The organism is Pusillimonas sp., from assembly GCF_029263785.1.
In the GTDB taxonomy this organism is placed as follows: Bacteria; Pseudomonadota; Gammaproteobacteria; order Burkholderiales; family Burkholderiaceae_B; genus Pusillimonas.
Genome location: NZ_JAJUFE010000010.1, coordinates 1 through 18,904, shown reverse-complemented (window position 1 = coordinate 18,904; position 18,904 = coordinate 1). Strand labels below are relative to the sequence as shown.

Annotated in this window: 18 protein-coding genes; 9 read left to right on the top strand and 9 right to left on the bottom strand. The window is 58.1% G+C overall.

What is annotated here, in order from left to right; all coding sequences use genetic code 11:
• Positions 1-8 precede the first annotated feature (8 nt).
• Together pcnB and folK are read left to right on the top strand one after the other, a co-directional pair.
• Entirely contained in the window at positions 9-1,373 is a 1,365-nt protein-coding gene (pcnB, locus tag Q1J88_RS04700) for a polynucleotide adenylyltransferase PcnB (protein WP_301116395.1), read from the top strand.
• A 52-nt stretch (positions 1,374-1,425) separates the two neighbouring features.
• A complete protein-coding gene (gene folK, locus Q1J88_RS04695; RefSeq protein ID WP_301116394.1) occupies positions 1,426-1,941 on the top strand; it encodes a 2-amino-4-hydroxy-6-hydroxymethyldihydropteridine diphosphokinase in 516 nt (171 codons plus the stop codon).
• Between the two features lie 182 nt (positions 1,942-2,123).
• On the opposite strand, the gene Q1J88_RS04690 is transcribed toward folK, so the two are convergent.
• Both Q1J88_RS04690 and Q1J88_RS04685 read right to left on the bottom strand, forming a co-directional pair.
• Positions 2,124-3,644: a fumarate hydratase gene (locus tag Q1J88_RS04690; protein ID WP_301116393.1), complete on the bottom strand. Its 1,521-nt coding sequence runs from the start codon at positions 3,642-3,644 to the stop codon at positions 2,124-2,126.
• Positions 3,645-3,680: 36 nt separating this feature from the next.
• Positions 3,681-4,448, bottom strand: coding sequence for a crotonase/enoyl-CoA hydratase family protein (locus tag Q1J88_RS04685; RefSeq protein WP_301116392.1), 768 nt, complete (start codon positions 4,446-4,448; stop codon positions 3,681-3,683).
• A 208-nt stretch (positions 4,449-4,656) separates the two neighbouring features.
• On the opposite strand from Q1J88_RS04685, the gene glyQ reads away from it, so the two are divergent.
• The 6 genes from glyQ to gloA are packed head-to-tail and all read left to right on the top strand — an operon-like array spanning position 4,657 to position 10,231.
• Positions 4,657-5,556: a glycine--tRNA ligase subunit alpha gene (gene glyQ, locus Q1J88_RS04680; RefSeq protein ID WP_301116391.1), complete on the top strand. Its 900-nt coding sequence runs from the start codon at positions 4,657-4,659 to the stop codon at positions 5,554-5,556.
• On the top strand, positions 5,553-7,688 hold the full coding sequence (gene glyS, locus Q1J88_RS04675; RefSeq protein ID WP_301116390.1) for a glycine--tRNA ligase subunit beta: 2,136 nt from the start codon (positions 5,553-5,555) through the stop codon (positions 7,686-7,688). Before glyQ ends, glyS begins: the two co-directional genes overlap by 4 nt.
• A complete protein-coding gene (gmhB, locus tag Q1J88_RS04670; RefSeq protein ID WP_301116389.1) occupies positions 7,685-8,221 on the top strand; it encodes a D-glycero-beta-D-manno-heptose 1,7-bisphosphate 7-phosphatase in 537 nt (178 codons plus the stop codon). Before glyS ends, gmhB begins: the two co-directional genes overlap by 4 nt.
• Before the next feature lie 9 nt (positions 8,222-8,230).
• Positions 8,231-8,962, top strand: a complete 732-nt coding sequence (locus tag Q1J88_RS04665; protein ID WP_301116388.1) for a lysophospholipid acyltransferase family protein — start codon at positions 8,231-8,233, stop codon at positions 8,960-8,962.
• The gene (locus Q1J88_RS04660) at positions 8,946-9,824 is read left to right on the top strand and encodes a SprT family zinc-dependent metalloprotease (RefSeq protein WP_301116387.1); all 879 of its coding nucleotides are present in this window, start codon (positions 8,946-8,948) and stop codon (positions 9,822-9,824) included. The genes Q1J88_RS04665 and Q1J88_RS04660 overlap by 17 nt, the downstream gene beginning before the upstream one ends.
• 11 nt (positions 9,825-9,835) lie before the next feature.
• On the top strand, positions 9,836-10,231 hold the full coding sequence (gene gloA, locus Q1J88_RS04655; RefSeq protein WP_301116386.1) for a lactoylglutathione lyase: 396 nt from the start codon (positions 9,836-9,838) through the stop codon (positions 10,229-10,231).
• A 25-nt stretch (positions 10,232-10,256) separates the two neighbouring features.
• Here gloA and Q1J88_RS04650 read toward each other — a convergent pair whose 3' ends face one another.
• The 4 genes from Q1J88_RS04650 to Q1J88_RS04635 form a co-directional block, all read right to left on the bottom strand.
• The gene (locus Q1J88_RS04650) at positions 10,257-10,949 is read right to left on the bottom strand and encodes an ATP-binding cassette domain-containing protein (RefSeq protein WP_301116440.1); all 693 of its coding nucleotides are present in this window, start codon (positions 10,947-10,949) and stop codon (positions 10,257-10,259) included.
• 7 nt (positions 10,950-10,956) lie between these two features.
• A complete protein-coding gene (modB, locus tag Q1J88_RS04645) occupies positions 10,957-11,631 on the bottom strand; it encodes a molybdate ABC transporter permease subunit (protein ID WP_301116385.1) in 675 nt (224 codons plus the stop codon).
• Between the two features lie 10 nt (positions 11,632-11,641).
• Entirely contained in the window at positions 11,642-12,328 is a 687-nt protein-coding gene (modA, locus tag Q1J88_RS04640; RefSeq protein WP_301116438.1) for a molybdate ABC transporter substrate-binding protein, read from the bottom strand.
• A gap of 177 nt (positions 12,329-12,505) precedes the next feature.
• On the bottom strand, positions 12,506-14,722 hold the full coding sequence (locus Q1J88_RS04635) for an acyl-CoA dehydrogenase (RefSeq protein ID WP_301116437.1): 2,217 nt from the start codon (positions 14,720-14,722) through the stop codon (positions 12,506-12,508).
• 138 nt (positions 14,723-14,860) lie between these two features.
• Here Q1J88_RS04635 and Q1J88_RS04630 point away from each other — a divergent pair, with 138 nt between their 5' ends.
• Positions 14,861-16,090, top strand: a complete 1,230-nt coding sequence (locus Q1J88_RS04630; RefSeq protein ID WP_301116384.1) for a spore maturation protein — start codon at positions 14,861-14,863, stop codon at positions 16,088-16,090.
• Here Q1J88_RS04630 and rsmA read toward each other — a convergent pair.
• The 3 genes from rsmA to lptD form a co-directional block, all read right to left on the bottom strand.
• Positions 16,087-16,866 carry a 16S rRNA (adenine(1518)-N(6)/adenine(1519)-N(6))-dimethyltransferase RsmA gene (gene rsmA / locus Q1J88_RS04625; protein ID WP_301116383.1) on the bottom strand — a complete coding sequence of 260 codons (780 nt, stop codon included), beginning with the start codon at positions 16,864-16,866 and terminating at the stop codon, positions 16,087-16,089. The genes Q1J88_RS04630 and rsmA overlap by 4 nt on opposite strands.
• 7 nt (positions 16,867-16,873) lie before the next feature.
• On the bottom strand, positions 16,874-18,331 hold the full coding sequence (locus Q1J88_RS04620) for a peptidylprolyl isomerase (RefSeq protein WP_301116436.1): 1,458 nt from the start codon (positions 18,329-18,331) through the stop codon (positions 16,874-16,876).
• A partial coding sequence (gene lptD / locus Q1J88_RS04615) for an LPS assembly protein LptD (protein ID WP_301116382.1) occupies positions 18,328-18,904 on the bottom strand: 577 nt, incomplete at its 5' end. The genes lptD and Q1J88_RS04620, both read right to left, overlap by 4 nt.

Below are 18,904 nucleotides of genomic sequence, written 5' to 3'. Positions count from 1 at the left end.
ATACACCCATGCTGAAAGAGACAATAAAAAACTTTGTCGGCCGCTTCTTTGCCATACCGGCACCACGCGGTCCAGAGCGCCTTGCGCGCGACAAGCATGGAATAGATCGTCGCAACGTGTCGCGACACGCCATCAAAGTCTGCGAAGTGCTGCAGCAAAAGGGCTTCAAGGCCTATATTGTCGGTGGCGCAGTACGTGACCTCATCATCGGGCTCGAACCCAAAGACTTCGACGTGGCCACCAACGCCACACCCGAGCAGATTCGCCCCTTGTTTCGCCGGGCACGCATCATCGGACGCCGCTTCCAGCTGGTACATGTCGTCTTCGGTCAGGAAATCATCGAGACATCCACCTTTCGCGCGCCGGCTGACGAAGCTGACCAGGTCACGGATGAGCACGGTCGAATCCTGCGTGACAATCTTTTCGGTACTCACGAGCAAGACGCTGCGCGGCGCGACTTCACGATCAACGCCCTGTATTACGATCCGATCAAGGAAGAGGTCATCGATTTCCATCGGGGCGTTGCCGATCTGAAGAACCGGGTCGTTCGCATGATTGGCGACCCCGAGACCCGCTATCGCGAAGACCCGGTCCGCATGTTGCGTGCAGTACGTTTTGCCTGCAAGCTGAACGGCGCCATCGACCCCGCGACATCGGCTCCTATCCGCAAGCTCGCACCACTGATAAAAAACGTTCCGGCCTCCCGTCTGTTTGACGAGATGCTCAAGCTGCTGACATGTGGTCACGCCATGAAGTGCCTGCAACAATTGCGCGAGCTGGGCCTTCTGCAGGGTCTGCTGCCTGTCATCGACGACCTGCTCGATCAACCCGAAGGCGAACACTTCATCGCCCTCGCCCTCGAACGAACCGACTCGCGGGTTCGCACCGGAAAATCCGTCAGCCCCAGCTTTCTATTCGCCGCCCTGCTATGGCAATTGGTCAACAAGCAATGGGTCGATATCACCGCCAATGGCGAACACCCCATCCAGGCCCTTGTCATTGCCGCTGACAACGTCATCGACCAACAGACCCGTACCCTGGCCATCCAGCGCCGCTTCCAGGCCGACATGCGTGAGATCTGGTTCATGCAGCCCCGCTTCGAGCGTGCCACGCCGCGCGCAATCTGGCGTATGCTCGAACACCAACGTTTCAGGGCGGCCGTCGACTTTCTTCAGCTGCGCGCCGAAGCCCGCGAGGTCGACAGCGTGCAGGCACAGTGGTGGATGGATCTGGCCAACGCCGACAGCAACACGCGCATCCAGATGGTTGACGAATACCAGCGCCAGAACACCGGCACGGCGGTTGCAAAATCAAGAAAACGCCGTCGCCGCCGCCGCAAACCCGTTGCCACGCAAGACGTAGCAGCGGGCTGATGCATCGAGACATCCGTTTCGGCTCCCGTACATCCTGCCAATCTCGTTACCTATGGCCAATTCAGACCCTCATACCGGCAAGCATTGGACCACTGCCTACGTTGGCGTGGGGGCAAACCTGGGTGATGCCGGCAAGGCGGTTCAGCAGGCCGCGACACAGCTGGCCCAAGTCGAGGGCATCCGCCAGTTGAAGCTTTCCCCGCTTTACTGCAGCGCCCCCATCGACGCCAGCGGCCCGGACTACATCAACGCCGTCGCAAGGTTCCAGACCTTGCTCGCCCCTGAAGTACTGCTCGATACCCTGCAGCATATCGAGCAACTACACGGTCGCGAACGCCCTTACCAAAACGCGCCGCGCACCCTGGACCTGGATCTGCTGCTATACGGCGAGCAATATATCAATTCGCCCCGACTTGAGGTTCCACACCCGCGAATGCACTTGCGTGCCTTCGTGCTGCGACCCCTTCTCGACCTCACGCCCGACATCCATGTACACGGCAAACCCTGTGCTGACTGGGTCGCGCTGTGCGCGGACCAGGTCCTGCATCGCTTGCCCTCAGCGAATTAGTAGCGCCGGCGGACATTTCGCTACAGCGGCAAATATCTCGCAAGGCAGAGCTTCACACCCGACAAGGTATGCAGATTCGGCACTTTATTTTTCTGCCCCCTGGAAGACTGACGCTCCACAAGCAAAAAATAAGGGCCCGAAGTTCGAAGCCCTTATTCAATCAGCAGAAACCAGCCGGCTGCTTACTGCACAGCCACAGGAATCTCAACCAATCGCTGCCACTGCTTCGGACCGGTCTCGTGCACCGACGTTCCGCTGGCATCTACCGCCACCGTCACCGGCATATCCTTCACGTCGAACTCGTAAATCGCTTCCATGCCCAGGTCTTCGAAAGCCACTATACGTGCTCCGCGTATTGCCTTGGACACCAGATACGCAGAGCCACCCACGGCCATCAGATAGGCCGACCCATGCTTACGAATCGACTCAATCGCTACTGGCCCGCGCTCTGCCTTTCCGATCATGGAGATCAAACCTGTCTTCTCGAGCATCATGTCCGTGAACTTGTCCATGCGGGTCGCTGTCGTCGGCCCTGCCGGACCCACCACCTCATCACGCACCGGATCAACCGGCCCCACGTAATAAATGACACGGTTCGTGAAGTCGACAGGCAACTGCTCGCCACGCTCCAGCATCTCTTGAATCCGCTTGTGGGCCGCATCCCGACCCGTCAGCATCTTGCCCGAGAGCAGCAATGTCTGACCTGGTTTCCAGCTGGCAACCTGCTCTTTTGTCAGAGTGTTCAAATCGACTTGCAGTGACTTGTTGTAGTCAGGCGCCCAGTTCACATCCGGCCATTCCGACAATGACGGTGGAGTCAGATTGGCCGCGCCCGAACCATCGAGCACGAAATGGACGTGGCGGGTCGCTGCGCAGTTTGGAATCATTGCCACCGGCTTTGATGCCGCGTGCGTCGGGAAAGTATTAATCTTTACATCGAGCACTGTGGTCAGCCCACCCAGACCTTGAGCGCCGATGCCCAAGGCGTTGACCTTTTCATAAAGCTCGATGCGCAGCTCTTCGAGCTTGTTGCTTGGGCCGCGGCGCAAAAGCTCGTACATGTCGATGTCTTCCATCAGCGCCTGTTTCGCCATCAGCATGGCCTTCTCGGCGGTACCGCCTACGCCAATGCCCAGCATGCCGGGAGGGCACCAGCCCGCGCCCATCTTGGGAACCGTTTCGAGTACCCAATCCACCAGCGAATCGCTGGGGTTCAACATGACGAACTTGGTCTTGTTCTCGGACCCACCACCTTTCGCGGCTACCTGCACGTCAACCGTGTCACCCGCCACCAGCTCGACGTTTACGATACAGGGCGTGTTATCGCGTGTGTTCTTGCGCGTAAACAGGGGATCTGCCAGCACCGATGCCCGCAATGGGTTGTCGGGGTTCAAATAGCCCTGACGTACGCCCTCGTCGCAAAGCTCTTGCAGGCTACGCTGAGTATCGAGGCGTACATTCATCCCGATCTTCAGGAAGACATTGACAATGCCGGTGTCCTGGCAGATGGGACGTCGCCCTTCTGCGCACATGCGCGAGTTTGTCAGGATCTGGGCGATTGCGTCCTTCGCAGCCGGGCTTTCTTCGCGCTCGTACGCACGTGCCAGATGCTGGATGTAATCCGCGGGATGGTAATAGCTGATGAACTGCACCGCGTCGGCAATCGACTGGATCAGGTCATCTTCTTTGATGATGGTCGTCATAACAATTGGGGTTAGTGAAAAACAAAGCCGGGAATTCTATTTGCCGGTCCAGACGGGCTTGCGCTTTTCGGCAAATGCCCTCGCGCCTTCTTTGGCGTCGGCCGACTCAAAAATGGGGCTCGATCGCGGCCGCTGCAAATCAAACATGTCTGCTTGACGCCAGTCCCTGGATTCCTGAATGATCTCTTTTGCAGTTTGCACGGCCAGCGGGCCGTTTGCAGCGATGATACGAGCCAGCTCGAGCGCACCTTCCAGTGCCTTGCCGGGCTCGACCAAGCGGTTGACCAAGCCAAAGTGATGCGCGCGCTCGGCCGGAAACATTTCACCGGTAAGAATGACTTCGACGGCAATATGGTAGGGAATGCGCTGAGGCAGGCGCAGCATGCCTCCCGAGCTTGGCACCAGGCCACGCTTGGTTTCGGGCAGACCAAAATTGGCGTTGCTGGCAGCAACAATCATGTCGCAGGCCAGGGCAAGTTCGCAGCCCCCCGCCAGGGCATACCCTTCGACCGCTGCAATGAGCGGCTTGCGCGGACCCTTTTCGCACAGGCCTCCAAATCCGCGGCGCCCCACTAACGGACGTTGGCCGGTCGCTGCAAAAGCCTTGAGATCCATTCCTGACGAGAAAGTGCCGCCGGCACCCGTCAATATACCCAGCGCTACGCTGCTGTCTTCATCCATCCGCTCGAACACCTCTGCCATGGCAACAGCGGTTTCGTAGTTGATGGCATTTCGTGCTTCGGGTCGATTGATCGTGATGACAAGTACGCCGTCGACATTTTCTGTCTTGACTAGATCTGACATAGAGGGTCTCCATGTGGCCGCCAATGCGGCTGAAACGGTAGTGGACGATAACCCAGTATCATACGACCAATGCTTCTGTCGCCAAAATGCGTTCCACGCTAACCCGCGATCGAATCAATCTGCCCGGCTCAAGTCCGCAATGGCGAAGCACGTTAAAATTGAAGAATTTTGCGGCTTTGCGCAATTTTCGCTTTACTGGCTTTCATTCATGCTCACCTTTCAGCAAATCATCCTGAAACTCCAGCAATACTGGGACAAACAGGGTTGTGCCCTGCTTCAGCCTTACGACATGGAGGTTGGCGCGGGCACGTCCCATACCGCCACCTTCTTGCGGTCCATCGGCCCGGAACCCTGGCGTGCGGCCTATGTGCAGCCATCGCGTCGCCCCAAGGACGGCCGGTACGGCGAAAACCCCAACCGCCTTCAACATTATTACCAGTATCAGGTGGTGCTGAAGCCCGCGCCGCCCGAAATACTCGACCTCTACATTGAATCGTTGCGTACCTTGGGCATCGACCCTGCGCAGCACGACATTCGCTTCGTCGAAGACGACTGGGAAAACCCCACACTTGGCGCCTGGGGCCTGGGCTGGGAAGTCTGGCTAAATGGCATGGAAATCACCCAGTTCACGTACTTCCAGCAAGTGGGTGGTCTGGACTGCACTCCGGCAACCGGCGAAATCACCTACGGGCTTGAGCGCCTGGCCATGTACCTTCAGGGTGTTGAAAGCGTGTACGACCTGGTCTGGACCTCGAACGCAGATGGTCGCCCCGTTCTCTACCGCGACGTGTTCCACCAGAACGAGGTAGAGCAGTCGACATACAACTTTGAATACGCATCAACCACCATGCTGTTTTCTCATTTCAACGACTACGAGGCTGAAGCCAAACGCCTGATCGAAGTGCCACTGGCCCTGCCGGCCTACGAGGCAACCCTCAAGGCTGCGCACACCTTTAACCTGCTGGATGCCCGCGGCGCAATCAGCGTTACCGAGCGTGCCGCCTACATCGGTCGTATCCGCAACCTTTCTCGCAGCGTCGCCCAGGCGTACTACGATTCACGAGAAAGACTTGGCTTCCCCATGCTTGCGGCGGAGGGCGCGAAATGAGTCAGGTGCGCCCACTTCTTATCGAGCTGCTTACCGAAGAACTGCCCCCGAAAGCCCTGCAGAAACTCGGCCGGTCCTTTGCCCAAAGCATCCGCGATACCCTTGAAAAAAAACGACTGGTCAGCGCCGAGTGTACGGCTATCGACTACGCCACTCCGCGTCGCCTGGCTGTTCTGATCGATGCCGTGCTCGAGCAGGCGCCGGAAGAGCAATACAGCGAGAAGCTCATGCCCGCCAAGGTGGGCATGACCGAAAGCGGCGAAGCCACCCCGGCATTGCTCAAGAAGCTTGCCAGCAAGGGCTTGCAACACCTGGCCCCTGCCGACCTTGTTCGGGAGTCCGATGGAAAGCAAGACTACCTTTATGCCAATGGCGTGGCTCCCGGCGCAAAGCTGGTCGACGGCCTTCAGGAAGCCTTGGACTACGCCATCGATAATCTGCCCATCCCAAAAGTGATGCGATATCAATTGGCCGACGGCGTGACCACTGTCAAGTTCGTGCGGCCGGCGCATGGCCTGGCCGCGCTATGGGGCAGTGATGTCATTCCCGTGCAGGCGCTGGGCCTGACAGCCGGCAATACAACCTCCGGCCACCGGTTTATGGGCGACCAAACCATTGAGCTGAACGATGCTTCAAGCTATGAGTCTGTTCTTCTGAACAAGGGGATGGTCGTAGCCTCGTTCCAGGCCCGTCGGAAAAACATCCTCGAACAATTGCAAGAGCACGCATCCCGTCTCGGGGCCACCTTGGGCGACGACCCCGAAGTCGAGAGCCTTCTTGACGAAGTTACGGCGCTTGTCGAACATCCCACGGTTTATGCCGGACAGTTTGATCCCGGCTTCCTTGACGTGCCGCCCGAGTGCCTGATTCTTACGATGCGTTTGAATCAGAAGTATTTCCCCTTGTTCGAGCCCGATACCGGCAAGCTTACTCATCGCTTCCTTATCGTCAGCAATATGCGCGTGGAAGACCCCAGCAACATCATTGAAGGTAACGAACGTGTCGTGCGCCCTCGATTGGCCGACGCCCGGTTCTTCTATGAAATGGATCGCAAGCAAGCGCTGGCTGAACGTGTCGACGCGCTTTCAGACAGCGTCTATCACAACAAGCTGGGCTCACAGCAACAACGCACAGAGCGCGTCCGGGCCATTGCGCGCTATCTGGCTGATCGGCTCAAGGCCGATGCCAACCTCGCGGACCGCGCCGCGCAACTGGCCAAAGCCGACCTGGTAACCAATATGGTCGCCGAGTTTCCCGAGCTGCAAGGCGTCATGGGTGCCTACTACGCCCAGGCTGACGGTGAAGACCCACGCGTGGTCGACGCCTTGCGAAACCAGTACCGCATACGTCTTGAGCAGGCGGTCAACGATGACACACTCATCAGCGCCATCCTCTTCATCGCCGAGCGAACCGAAACACTGATAGGTATCTGGGGTATCGGCCTGCTCCCAACCGGTGAGCGTGATCCCTACGGCTTGCGGCGTGCAGCCCTGGGAATCATCAGTGCATTCGAACAGCTGAGCGCAGGCGGCTACCTGTCGGTACCCGACGATTCCCGCCTGGCCATCGACGAACTTCTTGAGTTCGCTGCCACCACCTTTACCCCTTTCGATATCGCAGCCGATGCTCCCGAAGCGGTTCGCCAGTTTATTTACGAACGCTGTCGCAACCAGTTCGGAACGGATCACGACAAGCACGTCGTCGATGCAGTGCTTGCCCTGTTTCCTCCGTTGCACGAGGTTCGCGTGCGAATCAACGCCTGCGAAAGCTTCATCCGGATGCCAGAAGCCGATAGCCTCGCTGCGGCGAACAAGCGTATTGGCAATATTCTCAAGAAAAGTACCGCCACACCTGTATCCGTCGATGCATCCAAGTTTACGGAAGAGGCCGAGCGGGCACTTGCTGACGCCATTGACCAAATCCGGCCGGCCGCCCAGGCCCAGTTCGACAAAGGGGACTTTACTGCCTCTCTGGCGACCCTGGCCGATGCACGCACGGCCGTCGATGCTTTCTTCAACGACGTTATGGTCATGGCCGACGATCCTGTAATACGGGCCAACCGGCTGGCGCTTCTGAATGCACTGCACGCCACCATGAATCGGGTTGCAGATCTGTCGAGGCTGGCATCGTGAAGCTGGTAATCCTTGACCGGGATGGCGTCATCAATCACGACAGCCCGACTTTCGTCAAGAACCCGGCTGAATGGGTGGCCTTGCCAGGCAGCCTCGAGGCCATAGCACGACTTGCTCAGGCGGGATGGCGAGTCGTCATTGCAAGCAACCAGTCAGGGCTTGCGCGCGGCCTGTTCAACATGGAAACGTTAAACGCCATGCACGCCAAGATGCGTCTCGAGCTCTCCCAACTGGGTGGTCACGTTGATGCCATCTTCATCTGTCCACACGGTCCCGACGACAATTGCCAGTGCCGCAAGCCCAAACCAGGCATGTTCCACGATATCGCCCGGCGTTATGACATCAGTCTCAAGAACGTTCCGGCTGTGGGTGATTCGCTGCGTGACCTGCAGGCTGCAGCAGAAGCCGGCTGTTCGCCCTGGCTGGTCCTGACCGGCAACGGAGTCAAGACACGCGACAGCGGCGAACTGCCTCCCGGCACCCAGATCGCTGACGACCTCTCGCAAATAGTTGATCGCTGGCTTGAGGCCTGAGGCCTGCTTATGACTGCGTTTCGTTCTGCCGCGTACTTACTGTTCCTGATCATTACTGTCATTCCATACGCGTTTGCGTGTCTGCTATGGGCTCCGCTACCTCTCAAGTTGCGCTACCGGCTGACCATAGGATGGGCCCGGCTGGCTATCTGGGGTGCGCGGGTCATTACGGGCATACGCTGGCAGATCAAGGGCGAAGAAAACCTTCCCGATGCGCCTGCCATCGTATTGAGCAAACATCAGTCGGCATGGGAAACCCTGTTCATGCCGGCATATCTTCCTCGCGAAGTGTGTTTTGTCTACAAGAAGGAACTGAACCGCATCCCGTTCTTTGGATGGGGCCTGGCATTACTGCGCATGATTCCCATCGACCGCAGCAAGGGAAAGGACGCGTTCGAGCAAGTGGTGCGCTTGGGGCAGAAGCGCCTGAATGAAGGCCGGTGGCCCCTGCTTTTCCCTGAAGGAACACGCGTTCCGCCGGGCAAAGAAGGCCGCTATAAAATGGGAGGCGCCTTGCTGGCCACCCGGACTGGCGTAGTAGTGGTACCCATAGCGCACAATGCCGGCGAGTGCTGGCCAAAGAAATCCTTCCTGAAAAGGCCTGGCCTTGTTACGGTTTCCATCGGACCGCCCATCGAGACAGCCGGGAAGGACGCAGAGGAGGTCAACAGACAGGTGCGGGACTGGATTGAAAATGAAATGCGACAGCTCAACCCCGAACGCTATGCCGCTCGAGAATAGGCAACTCAGCCTGTTTGAATCGGGCGACCATGTGTGCATCACTCCCCTGCCTCCCGAGCCCAGACAGCAGCCCAGGCTCAGGCCACTGTCCATCACGCCCCCTCCTTCGCTTCCTCCCCTGGCTCGTTGGCGCGAAGTCGATACTGACACTCAGACCATAGGCTTCGTACTGCGTCGTTCAAGACGCAAGAGTATCGGGCTGGCTATCAACGACGATGGCCTTATTGTCACTGCGCCCAACTGGGTGACGCTTGGCCAGATTGATGACGCCGTGCGCGAAAAGTCGCAGTGGGTTCTGAAAAAGCTCCGATGGATGCAAGAACGCCGCGAACAACTTGCACTGGCTGACACGGATTGGTCTGACGGCACCTCGATCCCGTACTTGGGCAAACGTATACTATTAGGACTGGGTCACTCGGGCACGGCTCATGCCTTTACCGGCCAAGAGCTCGCACCGCAGGATAACGACCAGCTTTTGCTTGCACTGCCGCGCGATGCCGAACACCAGCGTGTACGAGACTCCGTGCACTCGTGGTTGCAGGCACGGGCCATCGAATGGTTTGGTCGTCGACTTGAACATTTCCTCAACGCCAACAACCTCACCATTAATCGCTGGCGGCTATCATCGGCAGCGACGCGTTGGGGGTCCTGCACCAGCGACGGCAACATCATGCTCAACTGGCGCCTGATTCATTTCACCCCAGACATCATCGACTACGTCGTGGTACACGAGATCGCCCATCTGCGACAAATGAACCACAGCAAGGAGTTCTGGAAAGAAGTCGGGCGAATGTTGCCCGGCTTCGAATCGGCTCGCAACGCCCTGCGCCAACACGACCCGGCATCCCTGCCCCTGATTTGAACGGAGAAAATATGCGCTTGCTTCACACCATGATCCGCGTTGGAAATCTCGAACGATCCCTGGCCTTCTACACAGAAGTACTGGGCATGAAACTGCTACGACGCAAGGATTACCCCGAGGGTAGATTCACTCTGGCCTTCGTCGGCTACCAGCCCGAGAGCGAGGGTGCCGTCATCGAACTGACCCATAACTGGGACACCACCGAGTACGACCTTGGCAACGGCTATGGCCATATCGCCCTTGAGGTCGACGATGCGTACAAAGCCTGTGAACAGATAAAGCAGAAAGGCGGCAACGTGGTTCGCGAAGCCGGTCCGATGAAGCACAGCACGACAGTCATCGCATTCGTGGAAGACCCGGATGGCTACAAGATAGAACTGATTCAGGCAAACAGTCGGGTGGACTGACACCTCTCCAATCAGCACATTATCGTCACGCACTCAGGTTGGCGGGGTCGAATTCCTCGCCTGCCCGCCCCCCGTCAACACGGATGACTGCATCCGCCAAGGTAAGGACATCGTCCTCATCATGGGTAATCAGCAATAACGGGATATCAAGGCGGGACAGCAGTTCGTTCAGTTCCTCCCGCAATCGCCGTCTTAAGGGCCGATCCAGCGCTGCAAAAGGTTCGTCCAGCAATAGCGCACGTGGCTCGGTTACCAGCACACGCGCCAAAGCAGTACGCTGTCGCTGACCGCCGGAAAGCTCCTCTGGGTATTGATTGGCGACGTTCTCCAGATGCAGCACCTTTATCCAGCGAGAAACGGTGTCCAGATGCACCGAACGCCTGGGATTCACAAGACCCCGGTGCAGGCCGAAAGCGATATTCTGAGAGACCGTCAGATGCGGGAACAAGGCGTAATGCTGAAACACATATCCCAGCCCACGTCGCTGGGGTGACAGGTTTACACCCTGGATACTGTCAAACAAGGCATCGCCATCCAGGCGGACGTGACCGGCGCTGGGCGTCATCAGGCCCGCAATCATCTTCAAGGCCAAGCTCTTGCCCGCACCCGACGGGCCGAACAGAACCAGTCTGCGGCGGTTGCTGCGAAACTGCATGTCCAGCTCGAAGCTGTGAGTGCTTCCCGGAAAACGGTGCCGCAAATCCACATCCCAGATCATCGCCATCTCAAGATCTCTCCGGGACACGCCCGGGCACAAGTTTTCCGGCTGCCAAAAGTACAGCAATACAGGTAAGCGAAGTAATCAGCACCAGGAAATTCGCCAGGTCATCCTGACCGGCCTGAACCGCTTCGTAAACGGCAATGGACAGCGTCTGGGTCTTACCGGGAATACTTCCAGCCACCATCAGCGTCGCGCCGAATTCGCCGGCGGCGCGTGCAAAAGAGAGCAGTACACCGGCAAGGATTCCACGCCAGGCCAGGGGCAGGGTAACTCGGAAAAAGATCGCTACTTCGCCAATTCCGAGCACGCGCGCCGCCTGCTCATATTGAGGGTCCACCAGTTCAAATGCTGCCCTGGCCGATTTGAATGTCAGGGGCAACGCTACGATGGCTGCCGCCAATACTGCGCCCTGCCACGTAAAGATCAGATGGATGCCAAAGGTGCCAAGCAACCATTCACCAACAGGTCCGTTTCGACCCACCAGCACCAGCAGGTAATAGCCGATGACCGTGGGCGGAAGCACCATCGGAAGTGTCAAGACGGCGTCCAGCAGATCTCTTCCGGGAAATCGTGTACGCGCCAGCAAGTAGCCCAAAGCGACGCCCAGGACCATGGTGATCAGGGTCGCCCAGCCGGCGACCTTGAGGGTCAACGCCAATGGAATCCAGGCCTGTTCCATGGGCAGTCCGTCAGGGCATGCCAAAGCCGTGCTTGGCCAGTACGGCCCGGGCTTCGGGGGAATGAATGAAGTCGATAAAAAGAGCAGCTTCCTCGCGCGCAGAGCTGCCTTTTACCGGAGCAACAGGATACAGAATAGGGCCGGAACTGCTTACCATGAATGCCACGCTGACCTTGTCGCTCATTGCGGCTGCATCAGTGGCATACACGAAGCCCGCATCGACTTCGCCACGCGCGACATAATCCAGCACCTGGCGAGCGCTTTGTGCGCCGATGACCCTCGGCTGAATTGCGTTCCAGAGTCCGGCCTGATCCAAGGCAATTTGCGCATAGCGTCCCACAGGCACACTTGCGGGCCTGGCGATGGCGACCCGTTCAAGTTGTGCGATTTCGTCCAGGGATCCAGGAGCCTTGTCGCCTTTGGGCACAATGACGACAAGCTGGTTCGACGCAAAGTCACGTCGTTGCGTGACATCGATCAGACCCTGCTGCTGCGCGCGGTCCATGGTGGCCTCATCTGCGCAAGCCAGTACATCTACCGGAGCACCTAAAGCTATTTGCTGCACCAGCGCGCCCGAACCCGCAAAATTCAACTGTACCTGCATGTTGGCATGCCGTGCCTCAAATTGCGTTGCCAGTTCTCGAAAAGCGTTTGTGAGGCTTGCCGCTGCAGATACGGTAAGCTCCCCGGCCGCCACACGGCAGCTCAACACCCCCCCCACAATGAGCAGGGCTGCTCTAGCCAAGACCGACCGAATTGGAAAGGGACGACGCATGCCGCAATATACCGCTATATACGACGCTTGTCATCTGATGCTGGCCCGATCCGGGTCCTGATCACTCGCGGGATAGACAGGTGGTCGGGAGTTGAAACGTCATGTGCGCGCAAACGCATCGGGGGCAAAGTCGTCTACCTGTATCACTTGCGTCACGGCCTGCTCGGCTTCTTCCAAGACCTGAGCCTGGGAATCACTGATCGCCCCTTTCGCGTGGGCAACACGCCAATCCTTGACACCACTTTGGCGGATGCTGTCCATCAGAGGCTGTGCTTTGACGACACGATCAAAAGCCAGCTCAAGTTCTTCGACTGCCTTCCCTGTGCAATGGCTCCACACCGCCCCCACCAGACGTTCACGCGCCTCGCTGGGTTCCAGAAGGATCTGTGCACCCGCTGCCAAGGCTGCATCGGTAGGCGGACGGACACGGGTAAAACCCGGCAGTATCAGGAGGCGCAGCACTCTGCCTAACCATCGAACCGGGAAATTATGAACAATGTCGTCGATCCGTTTCTCTATGGTCGAAAAGCCCTGGAAGGCGCATACCTTGACCAAAGGCAGGTCGGGCTCGTGCTGCCCCTCCTCGTGCCAACGCTTCAACATCGCTGACAGCAGGTACAACTCGGCCAGAATGTCGCCCAGTCTGGCTGACAACATCTCACGACGCTTGAGAGAGCCCCCAAGCGTAAGCACCGTCATTTCGGACAGGACGGCAAAGGCGGCCGCGTAACGCGTGATCCGTCGGTAGAATGCAGCACTTCGCCCGACATTTCGGGGAGCCCTTGCAAACAGCGCGCCGGTCCACGCGTGCCCCAGGGCGCGCAGCAAGGTCTTGGTGCTATGCCCAACATGCTTCCAGATGATGCTGTCAAATGCATCTTGACCCGCTTCGCGATCGGGGTCTGCCAAAGCACGCAGTTCTGTCATCAGGTACGGATGGGCACGAATGGCTCCCTGCCCGAAGACGATAAGGTTGCGCGTAACGATATTGGCGCCCTCTACCGTAATTCCAACAGGCAAGGCGCGATATAAGCCGCCCAGATAATTGGCAGGGCCATCGATAACGGCTTTGCCCGCATGGATGTCCATGGCGTCGTTGACCGACTGGCGCATTCGCTCGGTGGCATGCAGTTTCATGATGGCTGACACGACCGAGGGCTTGTGCCCCATATCCAGACCCGCGCATGTAAAGCGGCGCGCCGCATCGACCAGATATGCGTTGGCGGCCATACGGCCCAGCTTTTCCTGAATCCCTTCAAACTTGCCTATGGGAACCCCGAACTGCCTACGCACGCGTGCGTAGGCACCAGCAGTATGTGCCGAAAACACGCAGGCAGCTGCCGCCAGGGACGGCAGCGAAATGCCTCTGCCGGCCGCCAGTGCGCTCATCAACATGACCCACCCTTGCCCGGCTCTTTCGATCCCGCCGATCAACGCATCAAGCGGTACAAAAACATCATGACCTTCGTTCGGACCGTTCTGAAAGGCCTGCATCGCCGGAAGATGGCGCCGGCCGATACTGATACCCGGCAGACTCGTCGGCACCAATGCTACCGATATGCCCAGGTCTGTTCGCTTTCCCACCAGATGGTCTGGGTCATAGAGCTTGAATGCCAAGCCCAGCACCGTGGCGACAGGACTCAAGGTTATGTAGCGCTTGCGCCAATTGAGCAGTATCCCGAGTTGCTCGACACCATCCACTTCGCGCCTGCAGATGATGCCGGTATCGGTCATGGCGGCGGCATCTGAGCCGGCCTCGGCGCTGGTAAGCCCAAAGCACGGGATTTCCTGGCCCGAAGCCAATCGCGGCAACCAGTAATCACGCTGGGCCCTGGTTCCGAACTGCAGCAGCAATTCGCCCGGCCCCAAGGAGTTGGGCACCATAACCGTGACCGCGACGGTTACCGATTGCACTGAGATCCGGCGAACCACTTCGGAATGCGCATATGCAGAAAAGCCCAAACCCCCATACTGCTTGGGGATAATCATCCCGAAAAAACCATGCTCCTTGAGAAAGCTCCAGACATCCGGCGGCAGATCGTAGCGGTTCCAGGAGATATCCCAGTCATCGATCATGGCACACAGCTGTGCCACAGGACCTTCAATAAAACTCTGCTCTTCGTCCGACAAGCGAGCGGGAGGGATGGCCATGAAGCGTTGCCAGTCAGGGCAGCCTGAAAAGAGCTCAGCGTCCCACCAGACATCGCCGGCCTGGATGGCCTCTTGTTCTGTGACAGAAAGCCTGGGCATGGCTTTTTGTGCCATGCGGAACAAGGGATCTGACAACCACCTGCGACGCCAGTGTTTCCAGTCCAAATCCATGAAGCACCTCGACTAAAAGCGTATGAGCCATTATCCAACAATACCATCGCCATAAAGATGCCTGACAAGGCGTAGTCTGCGACAATCCAGTTATTTCACTGCTCATTCACCAGTCACGATGGCCCCTGACTCATGCTAAATACACTGTGGTTCGCATTCTTCATCATCGCGCTGGTCGCGGGCCTGTACCAGTGGATTTTCCTGAACGACCCCGAAGTCTTCACGCGCATCGTAGGCAGCCTGTTCGACATGGCCGAGCTGTCTGTCGAGCTGATGATCCTGCTTTTTGGCACGCTTACCCTTTGGCTGGGTTTTCTGCGCATCGCGGAAGGCGCGGGCCTGATTCAATTACTGTCGAGAATACTTTCTCCGCTATTTCGGCGACTGATGCCGGGCGTACCGGCAGGACATGAGTCGATAGGATTGATAACGCTGAACTTTGCGGCCAATGGCCTGGGACTAGATAACGCTGCCACCCCCATCGGTTTGCGAGCCATGCATTCCTTGCAAACGCTCAATCCGGAGCCCCGCACGGCCACCAACGCACAAATCCTGTTTCTGGTCCTGAACGCGTCGTCGCTTACCCTGTTGCCTGTAACCATATTCATGTATCGGGCTCAACAGGGCGCCCCCGACCCTGCCATGGTCTTTCTTCCGATTCTTCTTGCCACATCTGCCTCAACGCTAGTCGGACTGCTGTCGGTCGCCTTCATGCAGCGACTCAAGCTTCATGATCCGGTCGTGCTGGCCTGGGTGGGTGGCGCCGTCGTGCTTCTGGGCAGCTTCATGGCACTGCTGGCAACATTGTCTACAGCCGCCATCAGCACCCTGTCCTCGCTGATGGGCAATCTCACGCTTTTTGGCATTATTGCCGTATTCCTGATGGTGGGATACTGGAAGAAGGTCCCGGTATATGAGGCCTTCATCGAAGGAGCCAAAGAGGGCTTCGATATTTCGAAGAATCTGCTGCCCTATCTTGTTGCCATGCTATGCGCGATCGGCGTGCTGCGTGCCTCGGGAGCGCTGGATGCCCTGCTTGATGTCTTGCGCTGGGCTGCATCGTCAAGCGGACTCGACACCCGGTTCGTGGACGCCATGCCAACGGCGCTGACCAAACCATTTTCAGGTAGCGCAGCGCGCGCCATGCTCATCGAAACCATGCAGCATTTCGGCGTGGACAGCTTCCCTGCCCTGCTCGCCGCAACCGTGCAAGGCAGTACCGAGACCACTTTTTATGTCTTGGCGGTATATTTTGGCGCCGTCGGCATTCAACGTGCGCGCCATGCCGTCGGATGCGCATTGTTGAGTGATCTGGCCGGCATCCTGGCAGCTATCGGCGTGTGCTACTGGTTTTTTGGCTAAAGAGCGGCTGCGCCCAGGCAGTCTGACAGCGCAATGAACTGCGCCACGGACAGCTCTTCGGCACGAGCAGTTTCCGGGATGCCGACAACATCCCAGTCGACGTGCCTGGCCCAATCGCCCAAGCCTTTGCGAAGCATTTTTCGGCGCTGGGCGAAAGCCCTGGCAACGACTTGTGAGAAAAACGCCTCATCGTGCGCACGCGCCCGGTCAGCGGGAAGCGGGATCATTCGAACCACGGCTGACACGACTCTTGGCGGGGGATCAAACGCCTCGGGCGGCACATCGAACAATTTTTCCATGTCATACCGGGACTGCAGCATCACAGAAAGACGTCCGTACTCCGAGGTAGATGGCTTTGCCACCATGCGGTCGATCACTTCGCGCTGAAGCATGAAGTGCTGATCAATCACCTGATCGGCCCACGGCATCAAGTGAAACAGCAAGGGGCTGGATATGTTGTAGGGCAGGTTTCCTACGACTCGCAAGCCGGCACCCAGCGTCGAAAAATCCACTTCCAGCACGTCGGACTCTACAACGGTGAGGCGCTGGGAACTATAGGTGTTACGCAAGCGCGCCACCAGGTCGCGATCAATTTCGACGACAGTCAGATGGTCCAGGGCGTTCAGCAAGGGTCTGGTCAGGGCCGACAGACCCGGACCAATCTCGACAACGTTATCGGCGCGTTTTGGTGATATGGCTCTGACGATGGCGTCGATCACTCCTTCATCGACCAGAAAGTGTTGACCGAAACGCTTGCGAGCGTGATGGTGCGCCATGAAGATCCTAACGCGGGCGACGACTGGACTGCGGATCCAGCCTGTTGTCGATATAAGCCTGACCCCGTAGCTGATTGAGCCAGTCTTCGAACGCGGGCTCGACACGACGCTGGAATAGAATCTGACGCGCCTGCATGCGCCGGTACTCATCTTCCATGTCCTTCTCACGTCGTTCGTCCACGCGAATCAAATGCCATCCGAACTGCGACAACACCGGTTCACTGACTTGGCCAGGCTGCAAAGCATTCATGGCCTGCTCGAATGCCGGTACCGTCTCGCCCGGGCTCAACCAGCCCAGATCGCCGCCCTGGGGCGCCGTGACGTCTTCCGAATAAAGTCGTGCCAGTTCTTCGAAGCTCTCGCCCATTTCAATGCGCTGACGCAGTTGCCGCATGCGTTCCAGACCACGCTCCTCGGTCATGGCCGGCGTGATCTTGAGAAGGATGTGGCTGGCGCGCGTCTGAGTCACCATCATCGGACCGTCGGGCATTGGGGAAGCCTGACGTGGATCCGGTGCAGGCCTTTGTGCCGCGGGTTGTTGTTCCTCACCGCGGGTCAGCACCCTCAGGATGTGGAAGCCGTTGCCGCTTTGGATGATGTCACTGATACCACCCGTCGGTACGTTCTGCGTTGCAGTCAAAAACAGGTCGGGCCATCCTTCGGGGGGACGCACTCCCAACTCTCCGCCCTGAAGCGCTTCCGGGGCATCCGACGAAGCTGCAGCAACAGCAGCAAAGTCAGCACCACCTCGCAGGCGCGACAGAATCTCCTCTGCCTTGGCTCTGAGGCGCTGAACCTCGGAACTTGGCGCTCCTTCGGGCACCGCGACCAGGATCTGCGCCAGACCCAGCACGCGCGGCGCAGACTGTTGCGTCTGGCTGGGCTGCGCCAGGGATGACAAGCCTGATTGGCGCTGTTGCGTCTTGAGGAAGGCATCCACATCGGCATCAGAGATGAAGATATTGCGATCTACCGTTCGCTGGCGGATTTGATCGACCAGCACTTCATGCCGCAGCTCTTTGAGGTAAACGGACCACGGCACACCGGACCGCTCAATTTCGGCGCGCAATTGGTCGACGCTTATATTGTTGCGCTGGGCAATCGTCTGGGCAGCCTGCCGCGCAGTGGCTTCGGTGACTTCGATGTTTAGCCGCTTGGCTTCCTGGCGCAACAATTCGTCCATGATCATCCGTTGCAGCACTTGCCTGCGCAATACGTCTGAATCGGGTACCGCTATTTTCTGACGCTCAAGCTGCTGCTGCGCTAGCTTGGCTTCCGCATCCACCTGACGCAAGGTAATGACCTGATTATTGACCACGGCTGCAATACCGTCCACGACCTGCGATGCGGGGGCATCAGACGGGGACTGGGCGCCCGAACGGGGTTGCGCGGCAACCGGAGACGCCATGCCAAACACAAGCAGCAAGGACGCGAGCCGGCGGGCAATGTGCTGACTACGCATTATTCGTACCTCTCGAAGGTGGTTTTTTCGGGTATGGGTTGGGATACCGGCTGATAGCCATAAATATTTCGCGACAAGGTTCCCATCGGGTCGGTGCCCAACGAGCCCAACCCGCTTAATTCAAGCTGGAAGAAAACAGCAGTGTTGGTGTCTTGTTGTGATACGGCATAGCGTTGGTAAACAACCCGCGCGGCCCAACAGCAATCTCCCCGGTATTCCAGTCCCCATATCGACTGGGTAGAGCGCTTTTCCTGCAATGAATAATCCAGCCGGCCCAAGGCATAGAGCTTTTTATGCAGTGGCCATTGACCATACACCGACACCTGCTCTTTGCTTCGATCAATGTACGTCGGCGAATGAACGATGTCAGGGTTGATGATCTGGCTGGGGTCGCGTTCATAGCGGTAATTCGCCGCAAGCATCGCCAGGCGCTGGGGCCGCCACCGCACACCGGCAGACATGCGGTTGCGGTCTCGTGATTCCGGATTGAACTGTGCGTCGAACCGTAGATCAAGTTTGTCAGTCAGCGCGGCGGTAGCTCCAACAAGATAATCAGACTTGGTATCCGTCCGGGGC

Excerpts from the sequence above, each read along its gene's own strand:
- pcnB (WP_301116395.1), top strand. The coding sequence starts at position 9 with ATGCTGAAAGAGACAATAAAAAACTTTGTCGGCCGCTTCTTTGCCATA.
- folK (WP_301116394.1), top strand. The coding sequence starts at position 1,426 with ATGGCCAATTCAGACCCTCATACCGGCAAGCATTGGACCACTGCCTAC.
- Q1J88_RS04690 (WP_301116393.1), bottom strand. The coding sequence starts at position 3,644 with ATGACGACCATCATCAAAGAAGATGACCTGATCCAGTCGATTGCCGAC.
- Q1J88_RS04685 (WP_301116392.1), bottom strand. The coding sequence starts at position 4,448 with ATGTCAGATCTAGTCAAGACAGAAAATGTCGACGGCGTACTTGTCATC.
- glyQ (WP_301116391.1), top strand. The coding sequence starts at position 4,657 with ATGCTCACCTTTCAGCAAATCATCCTGAAACTCCAGCAATACTGGGAC.
- glyS (WP_301116390.1), top strand. The coding sequence starts at position 5,553 with ATGAGTCAGGTGCGCCCACTTCTTATCGAGCTGCTTACCGAAGAACTG.
- Q1J88_RS04665 (WP_301116388.1), top strand. The coding sequence starts at position 8,231 with ATGACTGCGTTTCGTTCTGCCGCGTACTTACTGTTCCTGATCATTACT.
- Q1J88_RS04660 (WP_301116387.1), top strand. The coding sequence starts at position 8,946 with ATGCCGCTCGAGAATAGGCAACTCAGCCTGTTTGAATCGGGCGACCAT.
- gloA (WP_301116386.1), top strand. The coding sequence starts at position 9,836 with ATGCGCTTGCTTCACACCATGATCCGCGTTGGAAATCTCGAACGATCC.
- Q1J88_RS04650 (WP_301116440.1), bottom strand. The coding sequence starts at position 10,949 with ATGATCTGGGATGTGGATTTGCGGCACCGTTTTCCGGGAAGCACTCAC.
- modB (WP_301116385.1), bottom strand. The coding sequence starts at position 11,631 with ATGGAACAGGCCTGGATTCCATTGGCGTTGACCCTCAAGGTCGCCGGC.
- Q1J88_RS04630 (WP_301116384.1), top strand. The coding sequence starts at position 14,861 with ATGCTAAATACACTGTGGTTCGCATTCTTCATCATCGCGCTGGTCGCG.
- rsmA (WP_301116383.1), bottom strand. The coding sequence starts at position 16,866 with ATGGCGCACCATCACGCTCGCAAGCGTTTCGGTCAACACTTTCTGGTC.